The sequence below is a fragment of the Staphylococcus sp. EZ-P03 genome (assembly GCF_003344575.1).
Taxonomy (GTDB): domain Bacteria; phylum Bacillota; class Bacilli; order Staphylococcales; family Staphylococcaceae; genus Staphylococcus; species Staphylococcus simulans_B.
Genome location: NZ_QPMO01000015.1, coordinates 1 through 25,434 on the forward strand (window position 1 = coordinate 1; position 25,434 = coordinate 25,434).

Below are 25,434 nucleotides of genomic sequence, written 5' to 3' on the forward strand. Positions count from 1 at the left end.
GGACACCCTTGTCTTTCGCTAACAGTTCCTACTGCCAAGCCTGTAATGGACTTTCACCATCAAGTTGCTAATCATGCCGAGCGCACTTAAAATAAGTACTGTGCGTGCTGCACAGTACTTTAATATTGATGCTATTCAGTTAGCGCAAACGCATACCCTCAATTTGATTAACAATAGACGTTACGATCTCTTGTGCAGAGCGGCTTGTCGCTAATCGCGGTGTTTGGCCGCTCCATAAAGACATCATTGAATCATCGTGGTTTGCGGTAGAAGCTTTTCGAATCGCTGAAGTCAATTGATTTTGGATAGGATACTCCGGAACTTCTCCGTTAAATTGCGATAAATAATTTACAAAATCATTTCGGATACCTCGTGCCATTTTACCGCTGAAAGCATTTGTCAGCACTGTAGAGGTTTCTGTGCTGTTAAGGATAGCTTGCTTATAAGCGATGTCTGCACCGCTTTCTTGTGATGTAAGGAACGCTGTACCCATTTGTACACCAGACGCACCTAAAATTAAGCTGGCAAGCACACCTCTGCCATCCATAATGCCTCCTGCAGCGATAACCGGTACGCTCACCGCATCCGCAACCTGAGGAATCAGCGAGATACTGCCGATCATCGGGTATTCACCATCTTGTTTTAAGAATGAACCGCGATGTCCGCCTGCTTCACTGCCTTGTGTCACGATAATATCAACACCGGCTGCTTCATTTGCCAGAGCTTCTTCAACAGAAGTTGCTGTCCCCATCACAATAATGTCATGTTCATGCATTTTACGAATTAATCTGGTTTCAGGTACGCCGAAAGTAAAGCTTGCGACAGCTACTTTCTTTTCGATTAATATATCAATTTGGCGTTCAAGCTGTTGAGACTCTGATAAATTGACAACAGGATGTTCTAAATCCAATGCACGGCGGTAGGGACTTAACCAAGCATTCATTAAATCCACTTGTGCCGGTTTCAGTTTCTGCTTGTTCGGCACAAATAAATTCACCGCAAACGGTTTGGCAGTTAAAAGTTTCACTTTATCTATTTCTTCGCTTAATCGTTCTAAACTGAAATAACCTGCACCTATAGTTCCTAATCCGCCGCTGTCGCTTACACTCGCGACAAGTTCAGGCGTTGTATTGCCTGCCATACCTGCTTGAATAATAGGATACTTGATGCCAAGCATTGCACTCGCTTTTGTCTCAAACCACATAGGGTAAACACTCCTTATAAAGTTGGTTGATTCGGTTTAGGCTTTTGTTTTTGTCTTAAACGTTCATTGACTTTATTTTGTTCGTGTTGATCCATTTCGTCTTCGATATCAATACCAAGCAACTGTTCAATCAAGTCTTCCATGGTAATAATCGCATCCGTTCCGCCATACTCATCCAGCACAATCGCAATATGTTTACGTGATGCGATCATTTTGCGCATCACCCATTCTGCTTTATTATGCTCGTTCACAAACAGCGGTTTTGAGATGTAATCTTCTAATGATTTGTCATGATGTCGACTCCATACTAATAAATATTTAGAATGGAATACACCTACAATGTTATCAATTTCCTCATCATACACCGGATAACGTGTATAGGGGTGGGTCATAATAATATCATATACCTCATCATAAGGTGTATCGAGCGAAAATGCGGTCACATTGACACGCGGTGTAGTATCTACATCCTTTACACGCAGTTGTTCGAAAGTCAAAACACTTTGAAGTCTGTCTCGCTCACTTTCATTAAAAGCCCCTTGTGCCCCAGCAATCGTCACCATCGTACGAATTTCTTCTTTCGACATTCTATGACTTTGAAATTTATCATTCGCAAGCATTTTGTTGATTAAACCTGTTAAACCGTTCAATATTTTTGTGATAGGTGTCAAAATCACCACAAAGAAATGAATGACTGGATAAACAAGTTTAGAAATCACATCTGGATATGTAGCTGCGATGGATTTAGGAATGACTTCTGAAACAATGATTACAACAACAGTAATGACTAACGACGCAATTCCGACATTCCAGCCGTTTTGAACTGCTAAAATCGTTACTAAAGTCGGCAACACGATATTGGCACTGTTGTTCGCAATCAATATCGTTGTGATGAAATCTCTAGGTCTATTGAGTAATGTTAATAATTTTTTAGATTTAAGATCACCTTTACGGCTTTCCGTCTGTAATTTAACTTTATTTGCGGCAGTTAACGCAGTTTCACTGCCTGAAAAGAAGAAAGAAACAAATATTAATATAATGATAGCTATAATCATGGTGGCAACGCTCCCTTAGAACTCTGTTTTCACTTGCAAGAAAATGCGTTTATATCTATAATATTTTCCCTTTCAGCTAACGATGTAAACCGAATGCACTTGACACTTTTTCGCACAGTGAAAGTATTTATCCCTATTGTACCGAATTTTCAGACGAAATGTAGGAGTAAAATCTGACAATTTACAAGAAATAATTATATTGCGAGACGAGACCCAAAAGTAAGCACAATATTTACATCCCAGTTCACTTTCATTTTATGAGTCCAAAGTAGTTAAAAATAAAATCAGCATTTAACTTCGCAAAAGTTTTTAAAAAACATCGTGCACTTCGATGAAGTAGTATATAATATAAACAAAGATATTATAAAGTTATGAATAACTAATTTTTATAATACATCTGTAATTCTATTCACCAGGAGGAACAGCATGAAAAAATTAATATTAACTTTTTTAATCCCTTTAGTATTTATTACTGCATGCAATCAAAAAGAGGAGAAGGTTTCGAAACAAGAACATTCAAAAGAAGCAATTCACAAAGAAAAATCAAAAACATCTGACAAAAATAATAAAAACACTTCGTTCAAAATTAATTCACAAGAAAAATTTCACACTACTAAAGAAAAATTCACTTCTCAACAAACAGATAAAACCACTGAAACTATACAACCGAATAAAAGCAGTTCTAATCCAAAACAAGACAATCAAGAACCAATTCAAAATTCTCAACAATCGATTTCAAATGTGGAAACATCTACCAAAAACCAACATAGCACCTCTCAAAATGCTAATAAAAATACACAAATGTATATGTCACATGACGAATCCCAAATGGGATATGGCAAGGGTGACTATCAATCAGCCTTAGAAAGAAGCAAAGAAATATGGAAAAACCCTAACTCTGGTGTAGGTGGGCCATATTGGGTGGACAAAAATGAAGACTATGAAAGCTGGAAGCAAAGACAAATTCAATGGCAAAAAATGGTTACTGAATCCGAAAAAAGAGCAGCCGAAGATAACCAATGAATATCATGAAAATACACCCCAAAACTTTCAACAAATTTAAGTATAGTCAACGGAGGAGTTTTATATGAAAAAATTATTAGTGTTATTTTTATCATTTATCATTATATTAGCAGCTTGTGGAAAAAAGGAAGTTTCATTAGACGATATTGTTAAAGAATTCCAAAATGAAAAACTTAGTACTCACGATTTAAAAACTATGACTAAGGATGATTTTGGACCTGCACCTATGGCATCCGAAAAAGCAAAAATATTTACAGTTGAAGGCAATCGACACGCTCGAATATTCAAATTTAAAAATGATAGTGATTTAAAAACTACCAAAAAATATTATGATGAATTAGGTAAAGCCTCTGCATTATTTTATTCTCATACTTACGCAAAAGGAAATTACTTGATACAAATGAATGGTGACGTCAAGGAAGAAACATTTGAAAAATACAAGAAAGTTATGGAAAAGTTAATTGAAGAGTAATTCAGTAAATTGTTAATGCTTACCTATATAATACTTTGATAAAAGTTATTAAAAAACACGAGCAATGCTTCTACCATATCAGGTAGGCATTGCTCGTGCTTTGTTTTCAATATTTTAATTTCATAGAATATCGATTAACCGATAGAACCTTCCATTTCGAATTTGATTAGACGGTTCATTTCAACGGCATATTCCATTGGAAGTTCTTTTGTGAATGGTTCGATGAAGCCCATTACGATCATTTCAGTTGCTTCTTCTTCTGAAATACCGCGGCTCATCAAGTAGAATAATTGTTCTTCTGATACTTTAGAAACTTTCGCTTCGTGTTCTAATGAAATGTCATCGTTCATAATTTCATTATAAGGAATTGTATCTGAAGTTGATTTGTTATCTAAGATTAACGTATCGCATTCGATGTTCGCACGTGCACCTTTTGCTTTGCGTCCGAATTTAACGATACCGCGGTAAACAACTTTACCGCCATCTTTAGAAATTGATTTTGAAACGATAGTTGAAGATGTGTTTGGTGCTAAGTGAATCATTTTCGCACCTGCATCTTGAACTTGTCCTTTACCTGCTAAAGCGATAGAAAGTGTGCTGCCTTTGGCACCTTCTCCTGCTAATACACAGTTAGGGTATTTCATAGTCAATTTAGAACCTAAGTTGCCGTCAACCCATTCCATGTTACCATTCTCATGAACTAAAGTACGTTTAGTAACTAAGTTATAAACGTTGTTTGCCCAGTTTTGAATTGTAGTGTAACGCACATGTGCATCTTTGTGTACGATGATTTCTACTACAGCTGAGTGTAGTGAGTTAGTTGTATAAACTGGAGCTGTACAACCTTCAACGTAGTTTACTGATGCACCTTCATCAGCGATGATTAAAGTACGTTCGAATTGACCCATGTTTTCTGAGTTGATACGGAAGTATGCTTGAAGCGGTGTATCTAATTTGATGTTCTTAGGAACATAAATGAATGATCCGCCTGACCATACTGCTGAGTTAAGTGCTGCGAATTTGTTATCGGCAGCTGGAACAACTGAAGCAAAGTATTCTTTGAATAATTCTTCGTGTTCTCTTAATGCAGAGTCAGTGTCTTTGAAAATAACACCTTTCTCTTCTAATTCAGCTTCCATGTTTTGGTAAACAACTTCTGATTCATATTGTGCAGAAACACCAGCAAGGTATTTTTGTTCTGCTTCTGGGATACCTAAACGGTCGAAAGTACGTTTGATTTCTTCTGGTACTTCATCCCAAGAACGTTCTGCATGTTCAGAAGGTTTAACATAGTAAGTGATGTCGTCAAAGTTTAACTCTGACAAGTCGCCGCCCCATTGCGGCATCGGCATTTTATAGAATAATTTTAATGATTTAAGACGGAAGTCCAGCATCCATTCTGGTTCTTCCTTCATTCTTGATATTTCAGTAACGATATTTTCTGTTAATCCGCGTTCTGATCTGAAAATGGAAACATCTTCGTCGTGGAAACCATATTTGTAATCCCCAACATCAGGTGCTTTTTTAGCCATTTCAATCACTCCTTTTATATAATCAACACGATTTATTGACCCGTGACATTATTTCAAAAATAGATAGCGCTTCTTGGTGATTAAATGCTAGTGTATTACCTGCGCTGAGATAATACTTGTATTAATCAGTCTATCATGGAACTGACAAGTAAGAAACCACCTTGCCAGTTATCATACGTTTACCCGTTATTTACACTTACTTTGCATTTTCTTCAGATTCAGGATCTGCTTTGCCTTCGCGTTCCACAGTTCCTTTTTCTAAAGCTTTCCAAGCAAGTGTTGCACATTTAATACGTGCTGGGAATTGAGAAACACCTTGCAATGCTTCAATATCTCCCATATCTTCAGTAAGTTCGTAATCTTCTCCAAGCATCATTTTAGAGAACTCTTGGCTCATTTCTAATGCTTCTTTTAGTGAATGACCTTTAACTGCTTCAGTCATCATAGATGCACTAGACATTGAAATTGAACAGCCTTCACCATCAAACTTAGCATCCTCAATAATACCGTCAACAATATCGAAAGTAAGGTGGATGCGGTCTCCGCATGTTGGATTATTCATATCAACAGTTAAAGAGCCGTTATCTAATTTACCTTTATTTCTCGGATTTTTGTAGTGGTCCATAATTACAGATCTGTATAGTTGATCTAAATTATTAAAATTCATATGAGAAAAACTCCTTCGTTTGGTTTAAAGCGCTAATTAATTGATCAATGTCTTCTTTCGTATTATAAATATAGAAACTTGCTCTTGCTGTTGAAGATTGATTCAACCATTTCATTAACGGCTGCGCACAGTGGTGTCCTGCACGAACGGCTACGCCTTCAGTATCTAAAGCTGTCGCAGTATCGTGCGGGTGAATACCTTTCAAGTTGAAAGTGATTACGCCTGCACGTCTGTCTTTCGGCGGTCCGTAAATTTCTAAATCTTCAATCGCAGACATTTGTTCATACGCATATTCAGTCAGTTCTTTCTCATGTGCATGAATTGCATCAAAACCTAAATTTTCAAGGTACTTAATAGCTTCTGCTAAACCGATTGCTTGTGCAATCAATGGTGTACCTGCTTCAAATTTAGTCGGCAAGTCTGCCCAGCTTGCTTCGTATTTTCCTACGAAGTCAATCATGTCGCCGCCATATTCAATCGGTTCCATGTCTTTAAGCAAGCTGCGTTTACCAAATAAGACACCAATACCTGTCGGACCAAGCATTTTGTGTCCGCTGAAACTATAAAAATCAACATCTAAGTCTTGAACATCAATTTTCATGTGCGGAGCTGCTTGTGCACCGTCAACACTGATAATTGCGCCATGTTCGTGTGCAACTTTGGCAATTTCTTTTACATCGTTGATTGTACCTAATACGTTAGAAACGTGTGCAATCGCAACGATTTTAGTATTATCGTTGATTGTTGCTTTCACATCTTCGATGTTTAATTCTCCTGTTTCAGTCATTGGGATGAATTTTAAAGTTGCACCTTTACGATGTGCAAGTTCTTGCCAAGGTACAATGTTTGCGTGGTGTTCCATTTCAGTGACAACGATTTCATCGCCTTCTGAAATATTCGCATCCCCATAGCTGCGTGCAACTAAGTTGATTGATGCTGTTGTACCTCTTGTAAAGATAATTTCTTCAAAATAACGTGCATTAATGAAACGTCTTACTGTTTCGCGTGCACCTTCATAACCATCTGTTGCTAATGAACCGAGTGTATGCACACCGCGGTGAACATTAGAATTATAGCGTTTATAATAATCGTCAATTGCTTCGATTACTTGAATCGGTGTTTGACTTGTCGCTGTTGTATCTAAATAAGCTAAGCGTTTGCCATTGACTTGTTGTTTTAAGATTGGAAAATCTTCTATAACTTCATTAACATTTAGTGTTGTTTCGGCCACTATATCCACAGACCTTTCTTCATTAATAATCACTATCGTACAAAATAACGAAAAGCAGACAGGGTTTAATGAATCATTTGAAATCTGGTTGCTCAAGTGGTCGAAAGAGAAGGAGGAAAGCAAACGTGTTGATTGATTCCGCGTTGACTTCCTCCTGTTTTCAACCTCTCCTGCCTAGCTTAACTTTTTTTATTTTGCAACTTTTAATTCGATAACTTCACGTAATTGACGTTTAACGTCTTCAATTGGTAATTCTCTTACTACAGGGTCTAAGAAACCATGAATGATTAAACGTTCCGCTTCATGTTTAGAAATTCCGCGACTCATTAAATAGTAAAGTTGTTCATCATCCACACGGCCTACTGAAGCTGCGTGACCTGCTTCTACATCGTCTTCATCGATTAATAGAATAGGGTTGGCATCTCCGCGTGCTTTATCAGAAAGCATTAAGACACGTGACTCTTGGTTCGCAACTGATTTTGAACCGCCGTGTTTAATATATCCGATACCGTTAAAAATGATAGTTGCTTGTTCTTCAACAACACCGTGTTTAAGAATGTAACCATCAGTTTCTTTACCGTATTGAACAATCTTAGATGTTACGTTAGATTTTTGTTCGCCTGTACCTACTGCTACTGATTTCAATTCACTTGTCGAACGGTCGCCGATCAAGTTTGTTGTATTATCAATGATTTGGTTGCCTTCGTTCATTAAACCAAGTGCCCAATTGATTGTAGCATCTGCTTCTGTAATACCGCGACGAATGATATGGCCAGTGAACCCTTTATCTAAATAGTCTACTGCACCATAAGTGATTTTTGAGTTAGCACCCGCAATCACTTCAGAAATAATGTTTACTTGGTTGCCTTCGCCGCTTACGTCAGACAAGTAGTTTTCAACATAAGTGACTTCTGCGCTTTGTTCAGTCGCAATAATCACATGATTGAAGAAACTTGCGTTCTCATCATCATGAAGCACAACATATTGGATTGGGTGTTCTACAACTACATTCTTAGGAACATAAACAAATACACCACCGTTGATTAATGCTGTGTGTAATGCTGTTAAACGATGTTCGTCAACGTTCACTGCATCTTTCATAAGATATTTTTGAACAAGGTCGCCGTAATTAACTAATGCATCAGCTAAACCTTCAATCACTACACCGTCTTTTTGTGCTTGCTCTGAAACACGTGAGAATGCAAGTGAGTTGTTATGTTGAATGATTAAATTTTCTGATTGATCAACATCAATGATTTTTTCGATTGATTCTGGAACTTCACTGATGTCAGTGTATTTTTCAGATTTTGTTTCGAATTGTTTAAATGAGTCGAAATCCCATTTAGTAATTTTAGTTTTATCTGGTTTCGGCATTTCCAAAGTTTCAGTAAGTTTCAACGCTTCTTTACGTAATTCTGTCATCCAAGAAGGTTCATTTTGGGCTTGTGAATACTCAACAAGTTCTGCTTCAGAAATGTTCAAAGTTTCAGTCGTCATAACTTAATATCCTCCTAACGATACTTATAACATTTAATCGGTTGTTTCATCTTTGCGTATAAGCTTACGCTTCGCTGAATTCTTCTTTAACCCATTCATAACCTTCATTTTCAAGACGTTTTGCTAATTCTGCATCGCCTGTTTTAACGATTTTACCGTTATACATAACGTGTACGAAATCAGGTGTGATGTAGTTTAATAAACGTTGATAGTGCGTAATGATTAATGAACCGAAGTCATCTCCGCGCATTTCGTTGATACCTTTAGATACAACTTTCAACGCATCAATGTCTAAACCTGAGTCGATTTCGTCAAGAATAGCGAATTTAGGTTGCAACATCATTAATTGTAAAATTTCGTTACGTTTTTTCTCGCCGCCTGAGAACCCTTCGTTAAGGTAACGTTGAGCCATGTTAGGATCCATATCTAGGAATTCCATCTCTTTATCTAATTTCTTAATGAATTGCATTAAGTTGATTTCTTTACCTTCTTCACGTTTAGCATTAATTGCTGAACGCATGAAGTCAGCGTTTGTAACACCAGTGATTTCTGATGGATATTGCATAGCTAGGAATAAACCTGCTTTTGCACGTTCGTCAACGTCTAATTCTAAAACGTTTTCACCGTCAAGTAAAACTTCACCTTTAGTAACTGTGAAAGCTGGATGACCCATGATTGCTGCTGATAAAGTTGATTTACCAGTACCGTTAGGTCCCATTACTGCATGAATTTCTCCTGTGTTAATTGTTAAGTTAACACCTTTTAAAATTTCTTTATCCTCGATAGACACGTGTAAGTCTTTAATCTCCAATGTTGATGGCATTAAAAGTCCCTCCGTAAACATAAATAGTATTTCAATTACTAGTTTATAATAATTTTAATCTGTAGTCAAAACAGCACTACATTCGTACATTTATAAATTATAACGCAATTAAACCCTAGAATAAACCTTTTAAGTACCTAAATTAAAAGAATTCTTAAATAGTAATCACTTTTAAAAATGCAATTCAATGTGAAAAGCTGCACGAATTTTAAAGCCGTTGATTCTCATTTTCTCTCCTTCTATTATCATTACCCATATCTTTGTCACATATTTAGAAGGACAATTCCCACTGCTTTCACTTCCTATTACAACTAAAAAACACCCTCAAGCATTAATGCTTGAGAGTGATAGATTACCTTTGCAATATAAAACTGACATAACTATTTAATAAATTGATATTAGTATTTCTAACATTCATCTCAAAACTTTTCATCATCTGCCAACTGTTATCAAAGACTCACCACAGTGTCACCTTCCACCAGAGCTTTGAGAATTTTATTCTTCATGATGACTTCCTTTTCTTGCTAGTTTTTTAAATGCTCTTTTAATTTTAAAATTATCTGTTTTATCATACAGTTCTTCTTGTTGATTTTTAATTTGTAAAGATCTTATATACACATCTCTGTTATTGGACGTTTTACTTGTATGTTTAAGTTGTACATACCTATTTTCAGAGTTCGTTGTAGTAAACCAAATTGAATGAGTGGGTAATAATTCTACAATTCTAAGATTATGCGAAGTGAAAATCAATTGTCCCTTTGCACTCTCATCTACAATTTTCAAGACTTCTCCTAACAAATATTCAAATACTCCTGCATCTAATTCATCTACAACTACGCAAACATTAGTCTCTTTAAATAACGCTGACAAAACACTTAGCATAGATATGATTTTGATTATACCTTCAGATTCTGTATTAAGAGGTAGCCTATTACCATTTCTATTAGAGAGCAATTCAAATTGTATTCCTTTCGTTCCATCTTCTTTATGAATTTCAGCAATTTCATTAATTTCTATCGTCAAACCTGGAACGATACAAGGTAAGACAACATTTATATTTGGAAAAACCTCTCTTTTCAATAAATCAAAAATCTTTTTAGGGATAGCAGCCGATTTATTATCGACACTTTGACTCAATGGCACTATCCCTTTAACTTCATCTTGAAAGATATTAAAAGGGATTAAAATATTCGCCATTAAAAGCCCGTAATTTCTATTTTCAATAATGTGCAAGCCTTGAACAAAATGAATACTTAATGCGTAAAAAATCTGCATTTCTTCTTTTGAAAAAACTTCATTGTAAATTGGTAACATTTCACTATTAAAAATAAGCGACTTCCTTTGTTTTTTAGACAAATGAAATGAAACTAACCCTTGAATCTTCATTTCGTCTCTCATCGTTTTAATATTTTGATTTCTGACATATATTGTGTCGGAATCTGCTTGCACTAGCGTTTTGAACCTCTTGCCTTTTTCATCTTCTTTATATACTAATTTTTCAGATTCAACATGATAGACGCTATCTTTCTCTGAAATTTCGACATAATACTCAAGATACAGCTTTTTTTGATTTTCTAATATGACAATAAATTTAGCTTGCAACCATAAATTCTCTTTACCATATGTTACTAACCTTTTTCCGATTTGAGACAACTCTCTATTTTCTATTAAACTTTCGATAATTTTGAATGCATCAACTACCGCAGTTTTTCCTGATCCATTTTGACCATAAAACCCCACAACGTTAGATTTGTTTATATTAGAAAAATCAGCGTTTGTATTAAAGGAACCGTAGTTTACGTTTTTAATATTGCCTAATGTCATATCACTCATTTTAATTGTTGTTTTCATAATTTCTCCTTATGTCACAGTCACTTAAATTCCCACTTCCATTATACCACGTCTATCTTATCTAATACGTTTTTTTAACTGTTCAACCAATTTAATTTATGTATTAGTCTTTACTAAGTATCAAATGTCGATTTATTAATTGATTTTATTTGATAACACTCTATGAATAACTCGATAAAAAAACACCCCCAAGCATTATGCTTGAGAGTGATAGACAATGGTTTACTCGGCAGGGATGACTGCACCATCGTATTTTTTATTGATGAAATCTTTAATTTCTTTAGATTGTAATGCTTTGATTAAAGCTTGGATTTTTTTATCTTTTTCATGTCCTTCTTTAACCGCTACTAAGTTTGCGTATGGGTTGTTTTCTGGTTTTTCAAGTGCGATAGAGTCTTTTTTAGGACTTAATTTTTGTTCGATCGCGAAGTTAGAGTTGATGATTGCTGCGTCAACATCTTGGTTTTGATAGATTTTTGGTAAGTACTCAGCTGATTGTTTGTTGTTGAATTTGATATCTTTTTTGTTTTCTACAATGTCGCTGAAGTGTGCGTCTTGGATTTTAACGCCTTTTTTCAATTTGATTAAACCTTCGTCAACGAAGAATTTCAAGAAACGGCCTTCTTCAGCTGGGTTGTTTGATACGTAAACTGTTGCGCCTTTAGGAAGTTCTTTCAAGCTTTTGTATTTTTTAGAATACACAGCCATTGGTTCTAAGTGAACGTTGCCTACAGATACTAATTTATAGCCCTTGCTTTTCTTTTCAGTGTTTAAGTAAGGTGTGTGTTGGAAGAAGTTTGCATCCAATTCACCGCTGTCTACTAATTTGTTAGGTGTAGTATAGTCGTTGATTGTTTTGATTTTTAAGTCATAACCTTCTTTTTTCAAGATTGGTTTTGCTTGTTCTAAAAGTTCAGCGTGAGGTGCCGGTGATGCTCCGACTTTAATTGTCTTAGATTCTCCTCCGCTTGATTTGTCTTTATTGCCGCATGCTGCTAAAGCTACAGTTAATACTAAAACTGCTAAAATAGTAATAATCTTTTTCATTGAATTGACCCTCTCTTAATGTAATTAACGTTTATCGATTTTATTTGTAGCCCAGTCACCCACAAATTGGATAATGAACACAAATACCAAAATAAAGATAGTTGAAACCAAGATGACGTCATTTTGGTTTCTTGTAAAGCCTGTTAAATAAGCTAAGTTACCTAAACCGCCGGCACCGATTACTCCGGCTACTGCAGTTGAACCTACTAATGCGATAGCTGTAACTGTAATACCTGAGATAAGTGCTGGACGTGATTCAGGAATTAATACTTTTCGAATAATTGTCCAAGTATTTGCACCCATTGAACGTGCAGCTTCAATAACGCCTTTATCTATTTCTTTAAACGCAATTTCAACTAAACGTGCATAGAATGGTGCCGCGCCAATGACTAATGCCGGCAATGCCCCTGTCGGTCCGCTGATTGTTCCTAAAATCAAACTTGTAAATGGAATCAATAACAAGATTAAAATGATGAACGGAATTGCACGGAACAAGTTGACAATGAATGATACGATTTGATAAAACACTTTGGCTGCCGGTGATTTGCTTTTAGCTGTTAAGAAAAGCAGCACACCTAAAATAATGCCGATAAAGAATGCAAAAACAGTTGAAATAGCAGTCATATAAAGTGTTTCGTATGAAGCCACCCAAACTTGATCCCATTGGACGTTCGGCATGGTTACCATTTCGCGCAGAATATCGCTGAATGACTTATCCATTTCGAATCACCTCCACATGTACATTGCGGTTTTCAAGCTCGTTTTTAAAATCATCAAAAAATTCAGTTTTCAAGTCTGCAATATGTACAATCAAGAAACCGATCGGTCCGCTTTTCGAATGACGGATATTCGCTTCTAAGATGTTCACATCGAGATTATATTTTTGAGTGATATATGATACAACCGGTTCAGTCGTTTCTTCTCCTGAGAAGTTCAAACGGACAATGTAACCATTTGTTGCTTCTGGAATAAGTTCTTGAATCGATTCATCGAATTCATCATTCAAGCCTTCTTTAACGAAGCGTTTAGTTACCGGATGCTGAGGATTTTCAAAGACCTCTTTTACATCGCCGCGTTCAATCACTTTACCATTTTCCATTACTGCAACTTCATCGCAGATTTGACGAATGACATTCATTTCATGCGTAATGATAACAATTGTTAAATCTTCTTCTTTTCTGATTTTCAGTAATAACTCTAAAATTTCATCAGTTGTTTGCGGGTCGAGTGCACTTGTTGCCTCATCGCAAAGCAATACTTTCGGTTCGTTTGCTAAAGCACGTGCAATACCCACTCTTTGTTTTTGACCGCCAGATAGTTCAGAAGGATAAGAATTTTCTCGCCCTTTAAGTCCTACAAGTTCTACAAGCTCTTGTGCTCTGCTTTCAGCTTTCTTCTTATCTACTCCGGCTATTTCCAACGGAAACTTAATGTTATCTACAACAGTTCGCGACCAAAGCAAGTTGAAATGTTGGAATATCATACTTACCTTTTGTCGTTTCTGTCTAAGCTGCGCCTTGCTGAGTTGTCCTAATTCATCTCCATCTATGATGACTTCTCCTGATGTAGGTTCCTCTAAATAATTTAAAATTCTGACAAGTGTACTTTTACCGGCACCTGAAAACCCGATGACACCGTATATGACACCTTCTGCCACATCTAAATCGACATGATCAACTGCCAGCACATCTTGGTGTTTCGTCTTATACCTTTTGACGATTTGTTTCAGTTGAATCACTTGTTTCTCCCCTTTCCTTACTTTACCTGCAAAATTAAAAATGCTTTCTCTTATCGCTGCTGTAAGCAAAAAAGAGAAAGCAATTTAAAATTTCTTTCTCTCATCTTCAAAAGCAGTTCAACTTTTTGTGAATTGGCACCATTTCTTTAAAAGACGGTTGCCGGGTTTCAACGGGCACATCCCTCCACCTCTCTTGATAAGAGATAACTATTTAATTGATATTAATCCTACCACTTCACTCGGTAGGCGTCAATAACTATTTTAAATTTTCTAATAAATAAGGAACAGATTGAAATGCATAAATGCGTTTTAGTTCCTTATCTTTAGACATCACCATCAAAACAGGAACAGATTGAATTTGATATTGTTCGCTGAAATCTGCATGGAAGTTTAAATCTGCCTTAACAATCGGCAAGTCTAAAATTTCATTTGCAATATCCAGCATGCGTTCAGACACTTTGCATGTTCCGCACATCGGTGTGTAGCCGAATATCAAATGTTTATCTTGATTGAAGTTTTGTGTGATATCTGCAATATGCTGCTTAGAACTCATCTATATACTAATCCTTTCACAGGTGCTTCACCTTTTACCATAAATCCATAATTTCTAAGCACTCTGGCAAGATATGGGCGTGGACAGCGAGCCACCTCGCAATATGTTTTATCTACAAAAATATGCTCGCTCTCAGAAAGATAATGCTTAAACCATTGACGAATCCGTCTGCCTTCCTTATCCGCATCAACAAGAATATAAACCGGACGCTCATACAATGTTTCGATCATATCGTCTAATTTATCGATTCCCATCGTACCATGTGTACAAATAATCTGTACCGGTTCATCAATGACCTCTTGAACACGCTTCTTATCTGTCTTACCTTCAACAACGATTACTTTATCTAACAATGCCATATTCACTACACTCCAATACTCTCGTGATATCATTGCATAATAACTTGCAAACGTAAGTGCTTAGGTTCTTACCAATATTATATTGTTTTATGAGCTGCTAACTCAATTGTAACGCAAGCGCCTTTTAAATTACACGCAACTTGTTTTATGTACAAACAAGCCCTTTCAATTTATGTAATAATTCTGCTGTTAAGCACTTGCACTTTACCTTCATAGTTACTTATAGCCCGTTAAATAAAAAAATAACTCCAAAACACAAAGTATCTTGGAGTTACGACGAATCGTCAATTATTCACCGATCATTTCTTTATATTGATCTGCTGATAATAATTCATCTAATTGGCTTTCGTCATTTAATTTAACTTTAACCATCCATGCTTTTTCGTATGGTGATTCATTAACAAATTCTGGGCTGTCTTCTAATTCTTCGTTAACTTCGACTACAGTTCCTGAAACTGGAGCGTATAATTCAGAAACAGTTTTAACTGATTCAACGCTTCCGAAAGATTCGCCCTCTTCGATATCATCGTCAGCTTCTGGTAATTCAACGAATACGATATCACCAAGTTCTCCTTGAGCGTATTCAGTAATACCGATTGTTACTGTGTCGTCCTCAACTTTTACCCATTCATGTTCTTTTGAATATTTTAATTCCTCTGGCACTGCCACACGAATCCCCTCCTATTTTATAAATGAATACTCTTTAATGATGCCATATGAAACCTTTTCATTCAACTATTTATAGACATCTTGTAGTTTTTTAATCTTTAGAGTTAATTTAATAATTAGCAATCTGTTGTTGCTGTTGGGCTTTTAACTTAATTTACCCAAGTATCTTTGTATTCTTGCTCTTTAAAACCTAATGTAATTTTATTGCCAGACACAGCAAGCGGACGTTTGACTAACATACCGTCAGAAGCCAATAAATCTAGTTTTTCATCATCAGACAAACTGTCTAATCTATCTTTCAGACCAAGTTCGCGGTATTTGCCTCCGCGTTTGTTAAATAACTTATCAAGCTCAACACCCGTTTTATCAATAATGTCTTGCAGCTCTCTTTTATTCGGGTTTAGTTCTACAATATCAATCGGTTCATAACTTACACCATATTCATCTAAAAATTTTGCAGCTTTTTTACAAGTCGTACAGTTGTGGTACTGATAGAATCTAATCATCTTTTGACCTCCTTTAACTAATTATTTCTAATATAGCAAATTTTCATAAAGAACGCTTTAAATTATAGGTATATTTTTTTAATCTTACGCACAAATTGGTTATAATAATGTTAGTAGTATCAGAAAAAAGGAGAGAAATTTAAATGGAATCGATTAAAACACGTCAAGATTTCGATAATATCATTCAAAGCAATGAACCAGTTATCATTAAATTCGAAGCTGGCTGGTGCCCTGATTGCCGTGCTATGGATATGTGGATTGACCCGATTGTTGAAAAATACAACGACTATAAATGGTATACAGTAAACCGCGACGAATTAGAAGATGTTGCACAAGATTACGAAGTCATGGGTATTCCTAGCTTGCTTGTATTCAAAGATGGCGAAAAAACTGCACACTTGCATTCAGCAAATGCTAAATCTCCAGAACAAGTTGAAGATTTCTTAAGCCAAACTTTCAACAAATAATTAATAATTTTACGTCTAACGTATAAATAAAGCCGGGTTGCATTGATTTGCAGCCCGGCTTTTTCTATACATTAATATTCTGAAATAAAGTTTTCAGTATGACGCGGTTTTTTTGGAGGGATTTTTGTTTCCATGTCTGTAAGATATAAGAAACCTAATAAATCTTCATCATCTTCTACACCTAATACTTTTCTCACTTTAGGTTGGAAAATGTATGGCGGTGTTTTCCAGCACGTACCGATGCCTGCTTCATGCAGCAGCAGCATCAAGTTTTGTGCATAAGCACCAAATGCTAAATGGTTCTCTAGGTTTTCTTTTTGTCTTGGATCTCGTTTTACAATCAATACGAGTAAGCCGCCTAATTTAGTCACTGCATCGTAGTGACTTTGCTGTTTCTCTGGTTCGTTGCGAAACGCATAACGAGAAACCGATCTGCTTAAATCAGGCAGTCTGTCTTTAGACACATGGATGATTCTCCAAGGTTCCCTCATTCCATGATTAGGTGCATCTGTAGAGAGTTTTAATGCTTCATACAACGCTTTATCATCTATATGCATATCATGGTCAAAAATCTTCACACTGCGTCTTGAAGAAATTGCTTCCCTTAATTCCACAATCCAACTCTCCTTTACCTATTGATAATCATTATCATTTATAGTATAGATTGGTTTACATATTATTTCAAATTATTTGTTTATATCATATAAAGTTAACAATTCTTTTAATTTGCTGACATGAATTTGTCCTGGTGCTTGCGCTTCACCTAACGCACCATATGACACTGTACCGCCAAAGACACCTTGCGCTGTTCTTGAAACCAGTCCTAATTGAGACATAGAAATACCAATCACTTTAGCGCCGACACTCTCTGATGAAATATACAACGCATCTAATAAATGCGTTACATCCTCTGCAGCGTTCGGCATTACTGCAAGTTTTATATAATCTGCCCCTGTCTTACTCATTTTAAAGTAAGTAAATTTCAAGTTTTCTAACGGAGGTGTTTGATTGAAGTCATGTTGAGAAAGTACTACTTCTATATCAGATGCTTGTGCTTTCTTTACTAATTGCTCAATACGTAATTTGTTTTGTTCTTCCCATTCAATATCAATCATATCAATACCAGACAATTTGATTAATGCTTCAACCAATTCATAATAAGCTGTTTCGGATTTTTCCCCTTTTCCGCCTTGTGAACTTGTACGATAGGTCACTAGGATTTTGGCTGTTTGATGTGCTTCATGCAATGCAGCTGTTAATGCTTCTAATGCCTCTTGAACAAACGTTTCTCGCTGATCGATTCTTAATTCAATGATATCTATTGCTGCTGCATTTTCCTTCAATTGTGTCAGTAATTCTTCTGTTGCTTCAAATTTCGGCGCAATAGTAGCCGCGACTTCAACCTGTGTCATTGTAACAACCCCTTTATTTAACATTGCTGCTTGTTATTTTGAATCATTTATATTATTAATAGTTTAACACTAGTCCAAAACTAAAAGTAAGACTATGAATGATAATATAACTAAAATAATAAGCGCTATAACGATAAATGCAATGCACCCCATGTCATCTGTCCCTTCTCACGCTTGTGTATACGCATTATAATTATTTTATATAATAGCACAAGAATTACCTAGACGTACAATAACATTCAAACAGATTAATGTAGCTTAATATTGCAAGCAACACCTTTTATATTTTTACTTTTTTGTTAAAACTATCATTTTAGTATTGCTTTGATTAAATACGTATAATAATATTAAATTAAACTTATCAGTGATAACGGGATTAAGACAAACAAACAAGAAATCCAGATATACCAAAAGAGGTGTTATTTATGAAAGAATTCCGCTTGCTAGGCCCAGAAGATTTAGATGAGGTCTACCAACTATTCAAAGAAGCAACGCGTGACTTTAAAAATATTTATACATGGGCGATTTATGATGAAAATACATTGTCAAAGGACTATTTCAAACGACTAGTAGATAAAAGCAATAAAGTCCAATATTTATTCGGCGTCTTCTTCAACAAAGAACTTGTGGGTGCATTAACTTTGTTTCACCCTATTATTGTCGGAACACAGCATAAAGCAATCATAGAAAATATGTATGTTAAAGATATCGATCATCTCGATGAGAAATTATTGAACACTGTTACTGATTTTTGCGAACAACGTGCAATCGAAAAGATTTTAGCACCGGTCGCATCAAACAATATCAGTGCCCTTACATTTTACAGCGAATATGGTTTTTCTAAAATCGGTTTTGAAACTGCATCACGCAAATACGGAGAGAAATATATCGATGAGCATTGGTTAATCTATCCAATTCAAAAAGAAGCACGCCTTAATTAAGCTGTATGAGAGGCATAAAATAAAAAAATTCGGTACATTCCCGTGTACCGAATTGATTAAGTAAAGTAAGTTGTAATTAAGTGACCGTAAATCGTAACGGTTACGTTTTATATTACATGATGATGTTAGATTTGTAAACCATAAATCGTAATTTTTACGATTTAATTTTATATAAGAGAAAAGCAAGTGCAAAAATGATGAGTTTGCACTTGCTTATTTTAATTGCTTTTATACACGCTAAGGGCTCTGTTTGCTGATTCTAACAGATGGTGTTCATAATAATTTTCATGAACATACTCGAAGATATGTTCTGTATTTGTTTCTTCTTTTGGAAAATTATTATCTTTAATAATATACTCTGCTAATTGCCCAAATGGTGTATCATCTTCCATAAATGTGATAATAAATTTATAAAAGCTCATATAACAACCCCACTTAAAGATATTCTAAATTGAAAACACTAGTATCAATAAGTCTTCGCTATCTACGAAAAATTATTCTTATCAGTTAAATAGGTTTTTTGTCAGTATAACATAAATTTTCATATTGAATATAGTTTTTAGCAAAATTCATTGATTACTTATTAAAACAATCAACCTATTTCAGCACTGTGTTTTTCACATTCTAAGTTCGTCCGATCAAATAATCATAATTTTCCGAAGACTTCATCCACCCAATAATCACGCTTGCTTTTCTATCTTTGATATATTTTTGCAGGATTCATTCTTCTTACTCTCTACGTTAGCGGAGGGGGTACAGAAACGCAAGGCTTTTATGCAGACATTATAAAGTTTAATGCATTATTTTTTCACTAAATTCAATCTTTTGTAATATTTAAATAGCTCAATTGAATCATGTGTGAAATATTTTTAATTAAAAGCGTGCAAAATAAAAAAGCAGGACCGTAAAAAGTCCTGCTTAGTGTATAGCGATGAGATTAGAATCCGCGTCCGGCACCTCCGCCGCCGAAGCCGCCGCCTCCGCCGAAACTGCCGCCGCTGAATCCTCCACCGCCTGATGAGCCGCCGAAGTCTCCGCCAAAGCCTCCAGATCCGACCCACCAAGTATCTGAATCATGTCTTCTGCGACCGCCGCCTCTTGGAGGTCCGCCGCCGCCATTTTTAGTGAAAATTATAATAAGTATCACGACAATAAGGAAAAAGATGCCGAAGACACTTAAATAAGCATCTCCTTCTGAGTTATCTTGTTCTTTTGGTGAAGACTCAGTGAACTTTTCACCATCATAACCATAAGCTTTAGCTATCTCTTTCCATACAGCATTGTACAGTTGTGTAATACCTTGACTGTAATATGCTTTTTGTTGTTCCTTACTATCAGCATGTGCTGCTTTTTTCGCATAAGGCATGAAGTTGTCATCAATCAGAGCACCTACTTTAGCATCGTTTAAGACACCTTCCAGGCCTCTTCCGACAGCTACTTGGATACCTCTGTTTTGATATTCATTACCATTATCTAAATTGACTAGAATGACGACACCTCGACTATGCTTTTGGTCCCCTACTTTATAGTGGCGGCCAGCTTGATATGCATAGTCTTCTTTTGGTGTTTGACCGATGGACTTCATCGTCATAACCAAAATGTCCGAGTCTGTACCATCTTGCAATTTTTGACCTTTATTTACAATTTCGTCTTTATCTTGCGCAGAAATTAAATCTGCATGATCTTGAACAAATACCGGTGGTTCTAGTTTAGGAAATTTATCTGATGACGCAGCACCTGCATTCTGTGCAACGAGCAATATCCCAACGAACATTACAACTAATAAGCTGGCAATGCGTTTTATCATTGAGATTTATCAGTGCCGAAATCTACTTTAGGAGCTTTATCGGCACCTTTCTCAGCTTTAAAGTACTCTTTCTTATCGAATCCGAATATTTTAGCAACAATGGTTGTTGGGAAGTGTCTGATGGCTTGGTTATATTTATTGACTGATGTATTGTAATCATTTCTGGCAACCGCAATTCTGTTTTCAGTTCCAGCTAGTTCATCGCGCAATCCAGTGAATTGTTTGTCTGCTTTTAAATCTGGATAATTTTCACTGATTGCTAAGAGTCTGCTTAATGAAGAATTCACTTCTTCGTTTGCTTCAGCTTTTTCTTTCGGTGTTGAGGCACCAGCTAGTTTACTGCGTGCATCTGAAACTTGTTTAAATACATCTTCTTCATGCTTCGCATAACCTTTAACAGTATTTACCAAGTTTGGAATTAAATCAACACGGCGTTGAAGCTGGTTATCAATGTTAGACAGTTGGTTTTCAGTATCTTCATCCATTCCTACAAGTTTATTGTAAGGTGCAATCATAGTCACTCCAATGATGACTATAACGATTCCGATGATGATAAGAGGTGTAAGTATTTTCTTCATAATCTGCTCCTTTAACTTAAAGATTCTCAATTTAATTATACATGATACCTATCTATCTGGCTAAATTTCACGAACAGAAGATTCTTGTCTATACCCTCATAAATTTATTTTTGAACAGTGTTATTTTATAGATGCAATTACCAAAAATAATTGTATAATAACAGTTGTATTCGAAATACACATAAAAATACATTCAAGTTTAGAAGGTGTTCGTTTGGATTTCTTAAAGAAGCCCTTAACTGTTTATTTACTATTATTTCTTAGCACTACACTATTTGGAGCGTTATTGCTGTATTTGCCGGCGACAGGTAAGCAATACACCTCATTTATAGATGCTTTCTTTGTAGCTTCTAGTGCGTTTACTGTTACCGGCCTATCCACTGTAGATATCACAACACAGTTTAATTGGCTTGGCGACATCATTATTATGTTTTTGATTCAAATCGGCGGATTAGGTATTGTCACCATTACAACACTCACATTGATTATCGCTAACCGCAGAATATCCATGCACGAACGCAAATTGATTATGGTCACTTGGAATGTGGATGAACCTGGCGGTATGGTACGTTTAATTCGCCAATTAACGCTGTATAGTATCACAACAGAATTCATCGGCATGCTGCTTTTAGCATTATCGTTTGTACCGAAATACGGTATTGGCAAAGGTATCTTCATCAGTATGTTCACCGCTGTTTCAGCGTTCAATAACGCAGGATTTGCATTATTTTCAAAGAACATGATTGAGTTCAATGATGATCCGGTTGTTACACTTATCATTCCTATACTAATCATTATGGGTGGTCTTGGACCATTAGTGATGTCTGATTTGATACGTACAAGAAGATTATCTAAATTAAAGCTGCATACAAAAGTCGCAGTTACTACTACGCTAGCTTTAATTGCCATTGGTACAGCAGGCTATTTCTTATTAGAGTATACCAATACGTTAAGACCTTTTAATATATGGGCTAAAATCGGCACTTCTTTCTTTCAATCTGTCACTACGAGAACAGCCGGTTTCCAATCTGTAGATTTAGGTTTGATTCATACCCCTACCGCAATTATGATGATGATTTTAATGTTCATCGGCGGTGCACCTTTTAGTGCAGCAGGCGGTATTAAAGTCACTACATTTATTGTTGTGCTTATGTTTGTATACAGCACATTGCGCGACGATGATCATACAACACTCTTCAATAGAACGATTAAACCTAAAACAATCGCAAAAGCAATTACTGTCACTTCTGTAAGTTTAATATTTGTGTTGACTGTCACTTTTATTGTCAGCTGTTTAAACGAAACAACACCATTCATTAAAGTTATTTTTGAAGTCGTATCAGCTTTTGGTACAGTTGGTTTAAGCATGAACTTTACAACTGAATATCATACTCTGACAAAAGCTATTATCATTATTGTCATGATATGCGGTAAATTAGGTGTTGTAACAGTATTAGCACTGTTCATCCCTAGTAAAAAACGCTTTTATCAATATGCCAAAGGCAATATCTATTTATAATCTGTATACACAAGACCTGTTTTTCAGGTCTTGTCAGACTGTAGACAAACTATCGTTATAGCATATAAAAAGTGTAACGGTAGTTTGTTTTTTTATGATTTTTTCGAAAATATGTATAAAATTCTTTAAAATAGAAGTCCTCACGGACTCTTATGTAAGCCACGTAGCTACTTTTTTCAAATTCATCGCAGCACAAGTAAACATCGTATCCATTGTCACCTTTCCTAAACCTCGAAAACGTGTCCATCTCATACCATGTTGCTCTTTAGCATCACCAAATCGTCTTTCTATTGTTTGGCTTCTCATTTTATATATTTTTTAATTGAATCCATAAACCTTAAGTCTTCAACTATATCCAAATCATCTTGCCATACATGCCTTTGGATTTGTTTTTGAAACTGTTTATTTTCGGTACATTTACTCAATAATGGGCATTCACGACATGTGTCAGAACTTGACATATATAGTCTGTGTCCAGTGGGCATAGTTCTTTTGTAAGTTAAAAACTCATCATTAGGACAAATATAACTATCATAATATTCATCGTAGATGAAATCGCGATTTTTGAAGAAACCTTCTTTTCCTTTTGGTCGAGTATACGGCATCACAGGTATTATTAATTTTTCAATAAGATAGTGTGCGTTAGCTGGAGTCTTATAACCAGAATCAACTGCTACATATCTCGCCTTTAAACCTAATTTCTCCATTCTTTCTATCATAGGTTTCAATTGTGTACTATCATGGACATTTCCTGGAGTGACATGTGAATCTAAAATGAAGCCGTGTCTATCGACACATGCATGTAGCGAATAGGCAAATTGCTTTTCTCTCTCGCTCTTCACATAATAACCAGACTCTGGATCAGTTTTACTTTCTTTTATATATTTAGTTTTCACTTCCTTTTTCTTTTTTATAGGCTTTTTTCCATCGGCTTTTCTTAGAAGATTTACTTCATCATCCAATTCTTTTTGGTATGCTTTGGCTTCAATTTGAACAACTTTCTTAATGTATTTATTTTTATTGGCATTGGCTTTAATATGAGTTGAATCGATAAAAATTTGCTCGGTATTAATAAGATTATTTTCAAAAGCAATTTCTAAGATGTGTTGGAAGATTTCTTCAAATACCTTATTATCATAAAATCGGCGGGTGTAGTTTTTGCTAAAAGTACCAAAATGAGGAACTTTATCAAAGAATCCATAACCTAAGTACCATCGGTACGCTACATTAGTGTGAATTTCTTTTATAGTTTGTCTCATAGATTTAATACCGAATAATTTTTGAATTAGAAGGATTTTTACTAGAATTACAGGGTCTATAGAAGGTCTGCCATTATCTAAGCAGTATTTATCTTTCACTAAATCATAAACAAAGTTAAGATCTAAGACTTTTTCAACTTTACGTAACAAGTGATCATCAGGAACTAACTGAGATATTGAAATCATTTCAAGTTGTTCTCTGTTATTGGAAGATTTATTTAGCATACTATCACCTCAATATCTTATTACTATTATTATACAAGAAATGGGCAAACAGGTTGTTATGTAAAATATTGAAAAATAAAAAATGCCGACAAGTCCGTAGGACTTTGTCGACAGTCTGACAAGACCTGTTTTTCAGGTCTTGTTTTCTTTTACGATATAGGGTTTTACAAAATATAAATTACAGTTATATTATAAGTAACCCTATTTAGAAAGGAAAAATGATTATGAAAAAATTATGCTTTATCCTCGCTACAAGCTTATTATTGCTCTCAGCTTGCAATAGCGATAATGATTCAGATAAAAGCGAAAAGAAATCGCAAAGTGAATCAACTAAAAAGTCAAAAGAGCACTCAAAAGCTAAGCAAAAAGAAAACGACAGCCAGAACAAATCAAAGACTTCAGAAAATAATTCCTCTAAAAGCTCACCTCATAATAAGCAACAACAAGACAATAACAATACTCAAAAGCAAGTCAGTCTCAACAATATAACTGACCGCGCTACATTAGAAAGTGTTATTTATGGTAATTACAGCGAAATGGATAAAATACAGGCCTATAACTCTGCAGTCGCAAATGGCGTCATCCCACAAGGCAACGTGATGGAAGGACCAGCAAGTGCTGCCTACCAAAGTTCATTACGTGTTGAAAGCGGTGCGGAAAAATCCATCTACGAACAACAAGGTAATACTCAATCAAATACTTCAGAACAAGATGTTAATGCTGAAATTAATGCTGCACAAACAAAAGACGAATACATCAATGCACTACGTAAAAAATATCATGGCGGCTTATCTACTCAAGAACTCCAAACTAAAGCTGCAATAGAACAAGGCTATTACGATGGTAGTAAAGAAGAACAAAAAGCTATATATGATGAAATACAAAGACGAGAAGCAGATATCGAAGCAGGAAAATACGATCAATATAAACAATAAAAATAAGAAAAAAGAAAAGCAGCACAACAACCTTTAAAAGATTGTTGTGCTGCTTATTTCAGCT

Annotated in this window: 26 protein-coding genes, 1 pseudogene and 1 riboswitch; of the genes and pseudogenes, 6 read left to right on the plus strand and 21 right to left on the minus strand. The window is 35.6% G+C overall.

What is annotated here, in order from left to right; translation table 11 throughout:
* Nucleotides 1–139 precede the first annotated feature (139 nt).
* Together DVJ99_RS07665 and DVJ99_RS07670 are read right to left on the minus strand one after the other, a co-directional pair.
* Complete coding sequence (locus tag DVJ99_RS07665; RefSeq protein WP_114603782.1) at nt 140–1,204, minus strand: NAD(P)H-dependent flavin oxidoreductase; 1,065 nt, start codon at nt 1,202–1,204, stop codon at nt 140–142.
* Between the two features lie 14 nt (nt 1,205–1,218).
* The gene (locus DVJ99_RS07670) at nt 1,219–2,259 is read right to left on the minus strand and encodes a hemolysin family protein (RefSeq protein ID WP_114603783.1); all 1,041 of its coding nucleotides are present in this window, start codon (nt 2,257–2,259) and stop codon (nt 1,219–1,221) included.
* A gap of 426 nt (nt 2,260–2,685) precedes the next feature.
* Here DVJ99_RS07670 and DVJ99_RS07675 point away from each other — a divergent pair, with 426 nt between their 5' ends.
* Together DVJ99_RS07675 and DVJ99_RS07680 are read left to right on the plus strand one after the other, a co-directional pair.
* A complete protein-coding gene (locus tag DVJ99_RS07675; RefSeq protein WP_114603784.1) occupies nt 2,686–3,282 on the plus strand; it encodes a hypothetical protein in 597 nt (198 codons plus the stop codon).
* Nucleotides 3,283–3,346: 64 nt separating this feature from the next.
* On the plus strand, nt 3,347–3,754 hold the full coding sequence (locus DVJ99_RS07680) for a hypothetical protein (RefSeq protein ID WP_114603785.1): 408 nt from the start codon (nt 3,347–3,349) through the stop codon (nt 3,752–3,754).
* Between the two features lie 134 nt (nt 3,755–3,888).
* Here DVJ99_RS07680 and sufB read toward each other — a convergent pair whose 3' ends face one another.
* From sufB to DVJ99_RS07745, 13 genes are all read right to left on the minus strand, one after another.
* A complete protein-coding gene (sufB, locus tag DVJ99_RS07685; protein WP_114603786.1) occupies nt 3,889–5,286 on the minus strand; it encodes a Fe-S cluster assembly protein SufB in 1,398 nt (465 codons plus the stop codon).
* A 196-nt stretch (nt 5,287–5,482) separates the two neighbouring features.
* A complete protein-coding gene (sufU, locus tag DVJ99_RS07690) occupies nt 5,483–5,953 on the minus strand; it encodes a Fe-S cluster assembly sulfur transfer protein SufU (RefSeq protein WP_105993614.1) in 471 nt (156 codons plus the stop codon).
* Nucleotides 5,943–7,193 carry a cysteine desulfurase gene (locus DVJ99_RS07695; RefSeq protein ID WP_205527052.1) on the minus strand — a complete coding sequence of 417 codons (1,251 nt, stop codon included), beginning with the start codon at nt 7,191–7,193 and terminating at the stop codon, nt 5,943–5,945. Before DVJ99_RS07695 ends, sufU begins: the two co-directional genes overlap by 11 nt.
* 180 nt (nt 7,194–7,373) lie before the next feature.
* Nucleotides 7,374–8,681 (minus strand): Fe-S cluster assembly protein SufD, encoded by a 1,308-nt coding sequence (sufD, locus tag DVJ99_RS07700; protein WP_114603787.1) that lies wholly within the window; start codon nt 8,679–8,681, stop codon nt 7,374–7,376.
* Between the two features lie 64 nt (nt 8,682–8,745).
* Entirely contained in the window at nt 8,746–9,504 is a 759-nt protein-coding gene (sufC, locus tag DVJ99_RS07705; RefSeq protein WP_105993612.1) for a Fe-S cluster assembly ATPase SufC, read from the minus strand.
* 495 nt (nt 9,505–9,999) lie between these two features.
* Nucleotides 10,000–11,355 carry an AAA family ATPase gene (locus DVJ99_RS07710; protein ID WP_114603788.1) on the minus strand — a complete coding sequence of 452 codons (1,356 nt, stop codon included), beginning with the start codon at nt 11,353–11,355 and terminating at the stop codon, nt 10,000–10,002.
* Nucleotides 11,356–11,577: 222 nt separating this feature from the next.
* Entirely contained in the window at nt 11,578–12,402 is an 825-nt protein-coding gene (locus tag DVJ99_RS07715) for a MetQ/NlpA family ABC transporter substrate-binding protein (RefSeq protein WP_105993609.1), read from the minus strand.
* Between the two features lie 24 nt (nt 12,403–12,426).
* Nucleotides 12,427–13,122: a methionine ABC transporter permease gene (locus tag DVJ99_RS07720; protein ID WP_105993608.1), complete on the minus strand. Its 696-nt coding sequence runs from the start codon at nt 13,120–13,122 to the stop codon at nt 12,427–12,429.
* Complete coding sequence (locus DVJ99_RS07725) at nt 13,115–14,140, minus strand: methionine ABC transporter ATP-binding protein (protein ID WP_114603789.1); 1,026 nt, start codon at nt 14,138–14,140, stop codon at nt 13,115–13,117. The genes DVJ99_RS07720 and DVJ99_RS07725 overlap by 8 nt, the downstream gene beginning before the upstream one ends.
* Before the next feature lie 97 nt (nt 14,141–14,237).
* A riboswitch (SAM riboswitch) is annotated at nt 14,238–14,343 on the minus strand.
* A 53-nt stretch (nt 14,344–14,396) separates the two neighbouring features.
* Nucleotides 14,397–14,693 (minus strand): thioredoxin family protein, encoded by a 297-nt coding sequence (locus DVJ99_RS07730; RefSeq protein WP_114603790.1) that lies wholly within the window; start codon nt 14,691–14,693, stop codon nt 14,397–14,399.
* Nucleotides 14,690–15,052 carry a toprim domain-containing protein gene (locus DVJ99_RS07735; RefSeq protein ID WP_105993605.1) on the minus strand — a complete coding sequence of 121 codons (363 nt, stop codon included), beginning with the start codon at nt 15,050–15,052 and terminating at the stop codon, nt 14,690–14,692. The genes DVJ99_RS07730 and DVJ99_RS07735 overlap by 4 nt, the downstream gene beginning before the upstream one ends.
* A 288-nt stretch (nt 15,053–15,340) precedes the next feature.
* Entirely contained in the window at nt 15,341–15,721 is a 381-nt protein-coding gene (gene gcvH / locus DVJ99_RS07740; RefSeq protein ID WP_105993604.1) for a glycine cleavage system protein GcvH, read from the minus strand.
* Nucleotides 15,722–15,870: 149 nt separating this feature from the next.
* Complete coding sequence (locus DVJ99_RS07745) at nt 15,871–16,227, minus strand: arsenate reductase family protein (RefSeq protein ID WP_105993603.1); 357 nt, start codon at nt 16,225–16,227, stop codon at nt 15,871–15,873.
* Nucleotides 16,228–16,370: 143 nt separating this feature from the next.
* Here DVJ99_RS07745 and DVJ99_RS07750 point away from each other — a divergent pair, with 143 nt between their 5' ends.
* The gene (locus DVJ99_RS07750) at nt 16,371–16,694 is read left to right on the plus strand and encodes a thioredoxin family protein (RefSeq protein ID WP_105993602.1); all 324 of its coding nucleotides are present in this window, start codon (nt 16,371–16,373) and stop codon (nt 16,692–16,694) included.
* Nucleotides 16,695–16,765: 71 nt separating this feature from the next.
* On the opposite strand, the gene DVJ99_RS07755 is transcribed toward DVJ99_RS07750, so the two are convergent.
* On the minus strand, nt 16,766–17,308 hold the full coding sequence (locus DVJ99_RS07755; RefSeq protein ID WP_105993601.1) for a nitroreductase family protein: 543 nt from the start codon (nt 17,306–17,308) through the stop codon (nt 16,766–16,768).
* Between the two features lie 72 nt (nt 17,309–17,380).
* The gene (gene aroD / locus DVJ99_RS07760) at nt 17,381–18,106 is read right to left on the minus strand and encodes a type I 3-dehydroquinate dehydratase (RefSeq protein WP_114603791.1); all 726 of its coding nucleotides are present in this window, start codon (nt 18,104–18,106) and stop codon (nt 17,381–17,383) included.
* Between the two features lie 425 nt (nt 18,107–18,531).
* On the opposite strand from aroD, the gene DVJ99_RS07765 reads away from it, so the two are divergent.
* Nucleotides 18,532–19,047 (plus strand): GNAT family N-acetyltransferase, encoded by a 516-nt coding sequence (locus tag DVJ99_RS07765; RefSeq protein ID WP_114603792.1) that lies wholly within the window; start codon nt 18,532–18,534, stop codon nt 19,045–19,047.
* Nucleotides 19,048–19,265: 218 nt separating this feature from the next.
* Here the strand turns inward: DVJ99_RS07765 and DVJ99_RS07770 are convergent, their stop codons facing one another.
* The 3 genes from DVJ99_RS07770 to DVJ99_RS07780 all read right to left on the minus strand — a co-directional run bounded on the left by DVJ99_RS07770 (nt 19,266) and on the right by DVJ99_RS07780 (nt 21,432).
* Nucleotides 19,266–19,469: a YozE family protein gene (locus DVJ99_RS07770; RefSeq protein WP_114603793.1), complete on the minus strand. Its 204-nt coding sequence runs from the start codon at nt 19,467–19,469 to the stop codon at nt 19,266–19,268.
* 515 nt (nt 19,470–19,984) lie between these two features.
* Nucleotides 19,985–20,854 (minus strand): TPM domain-containing protein, encoded by an 870-nt coding sequence (locus DVJ99_RS07775; protein WP_114603794.1) that lies wholly within the window; start codon nt 20,852–20,854, stop codon nt 19,985–19,987.
* The gene (locus DVJ99_RS07780) at nt 20,851–21,432 is read right to left on the minus strand and encodes a LemA family protein (RefSeq protein WP_105993596.1); all 582 of its coding nucleotides are present in this window, start codon (nt 21,430–21,432) and stop codon (nt 20,851–20,853) included. Before DVJ99_RS07780 ends, DVJ99_RS07775 begins: the two co-directional genes overlap by 4 nt.
* 214 nt (nt 21,433–21,646) lie before the next feature.
* Between DVJ99_RS07780 and DVJ99_RS07785 the strand changes: the two genes are divergently transcribed.
* Complete coding sequence (locus DVJ99_RS07785) at nt 21,647–22,951, plus strand: TrkH family potassium uptake protein (protein WP_114603795.1); 1,305 nt, start codon at nt 21,647–21,649, stop codon at nt 22,949–22,951.
* Between the two features lie 150 nt (nt 22,952–23,101).
* On the opposite strand, the pseudogene DVJ99_RS07790 reads toward DVJ99_RS07785, so the two are convergent.
* Nucleotides 23,102–24,435, minus strand: a pseudogene (locus tag DVJ99_RS07790) (IS1182 family transposase).
* Between the two features lie 224 nt (nt 24,436–24,659).
* Here DVJ99_RS07790 and DVJ99_RS07795 point away from each other — a divergent pair.
* A complete protein-coding gene (locus tag DVJ99_RS07795; protein WP_114603796.1) occupies nt 24,660–25,370 on the plus strand; it encodes a hypothetical protein in 711 nt (236 codons plus the stop codon).
* The last annotated feature ends 64 nt before the right edge of the window (nt 25,371–25,434 follow it).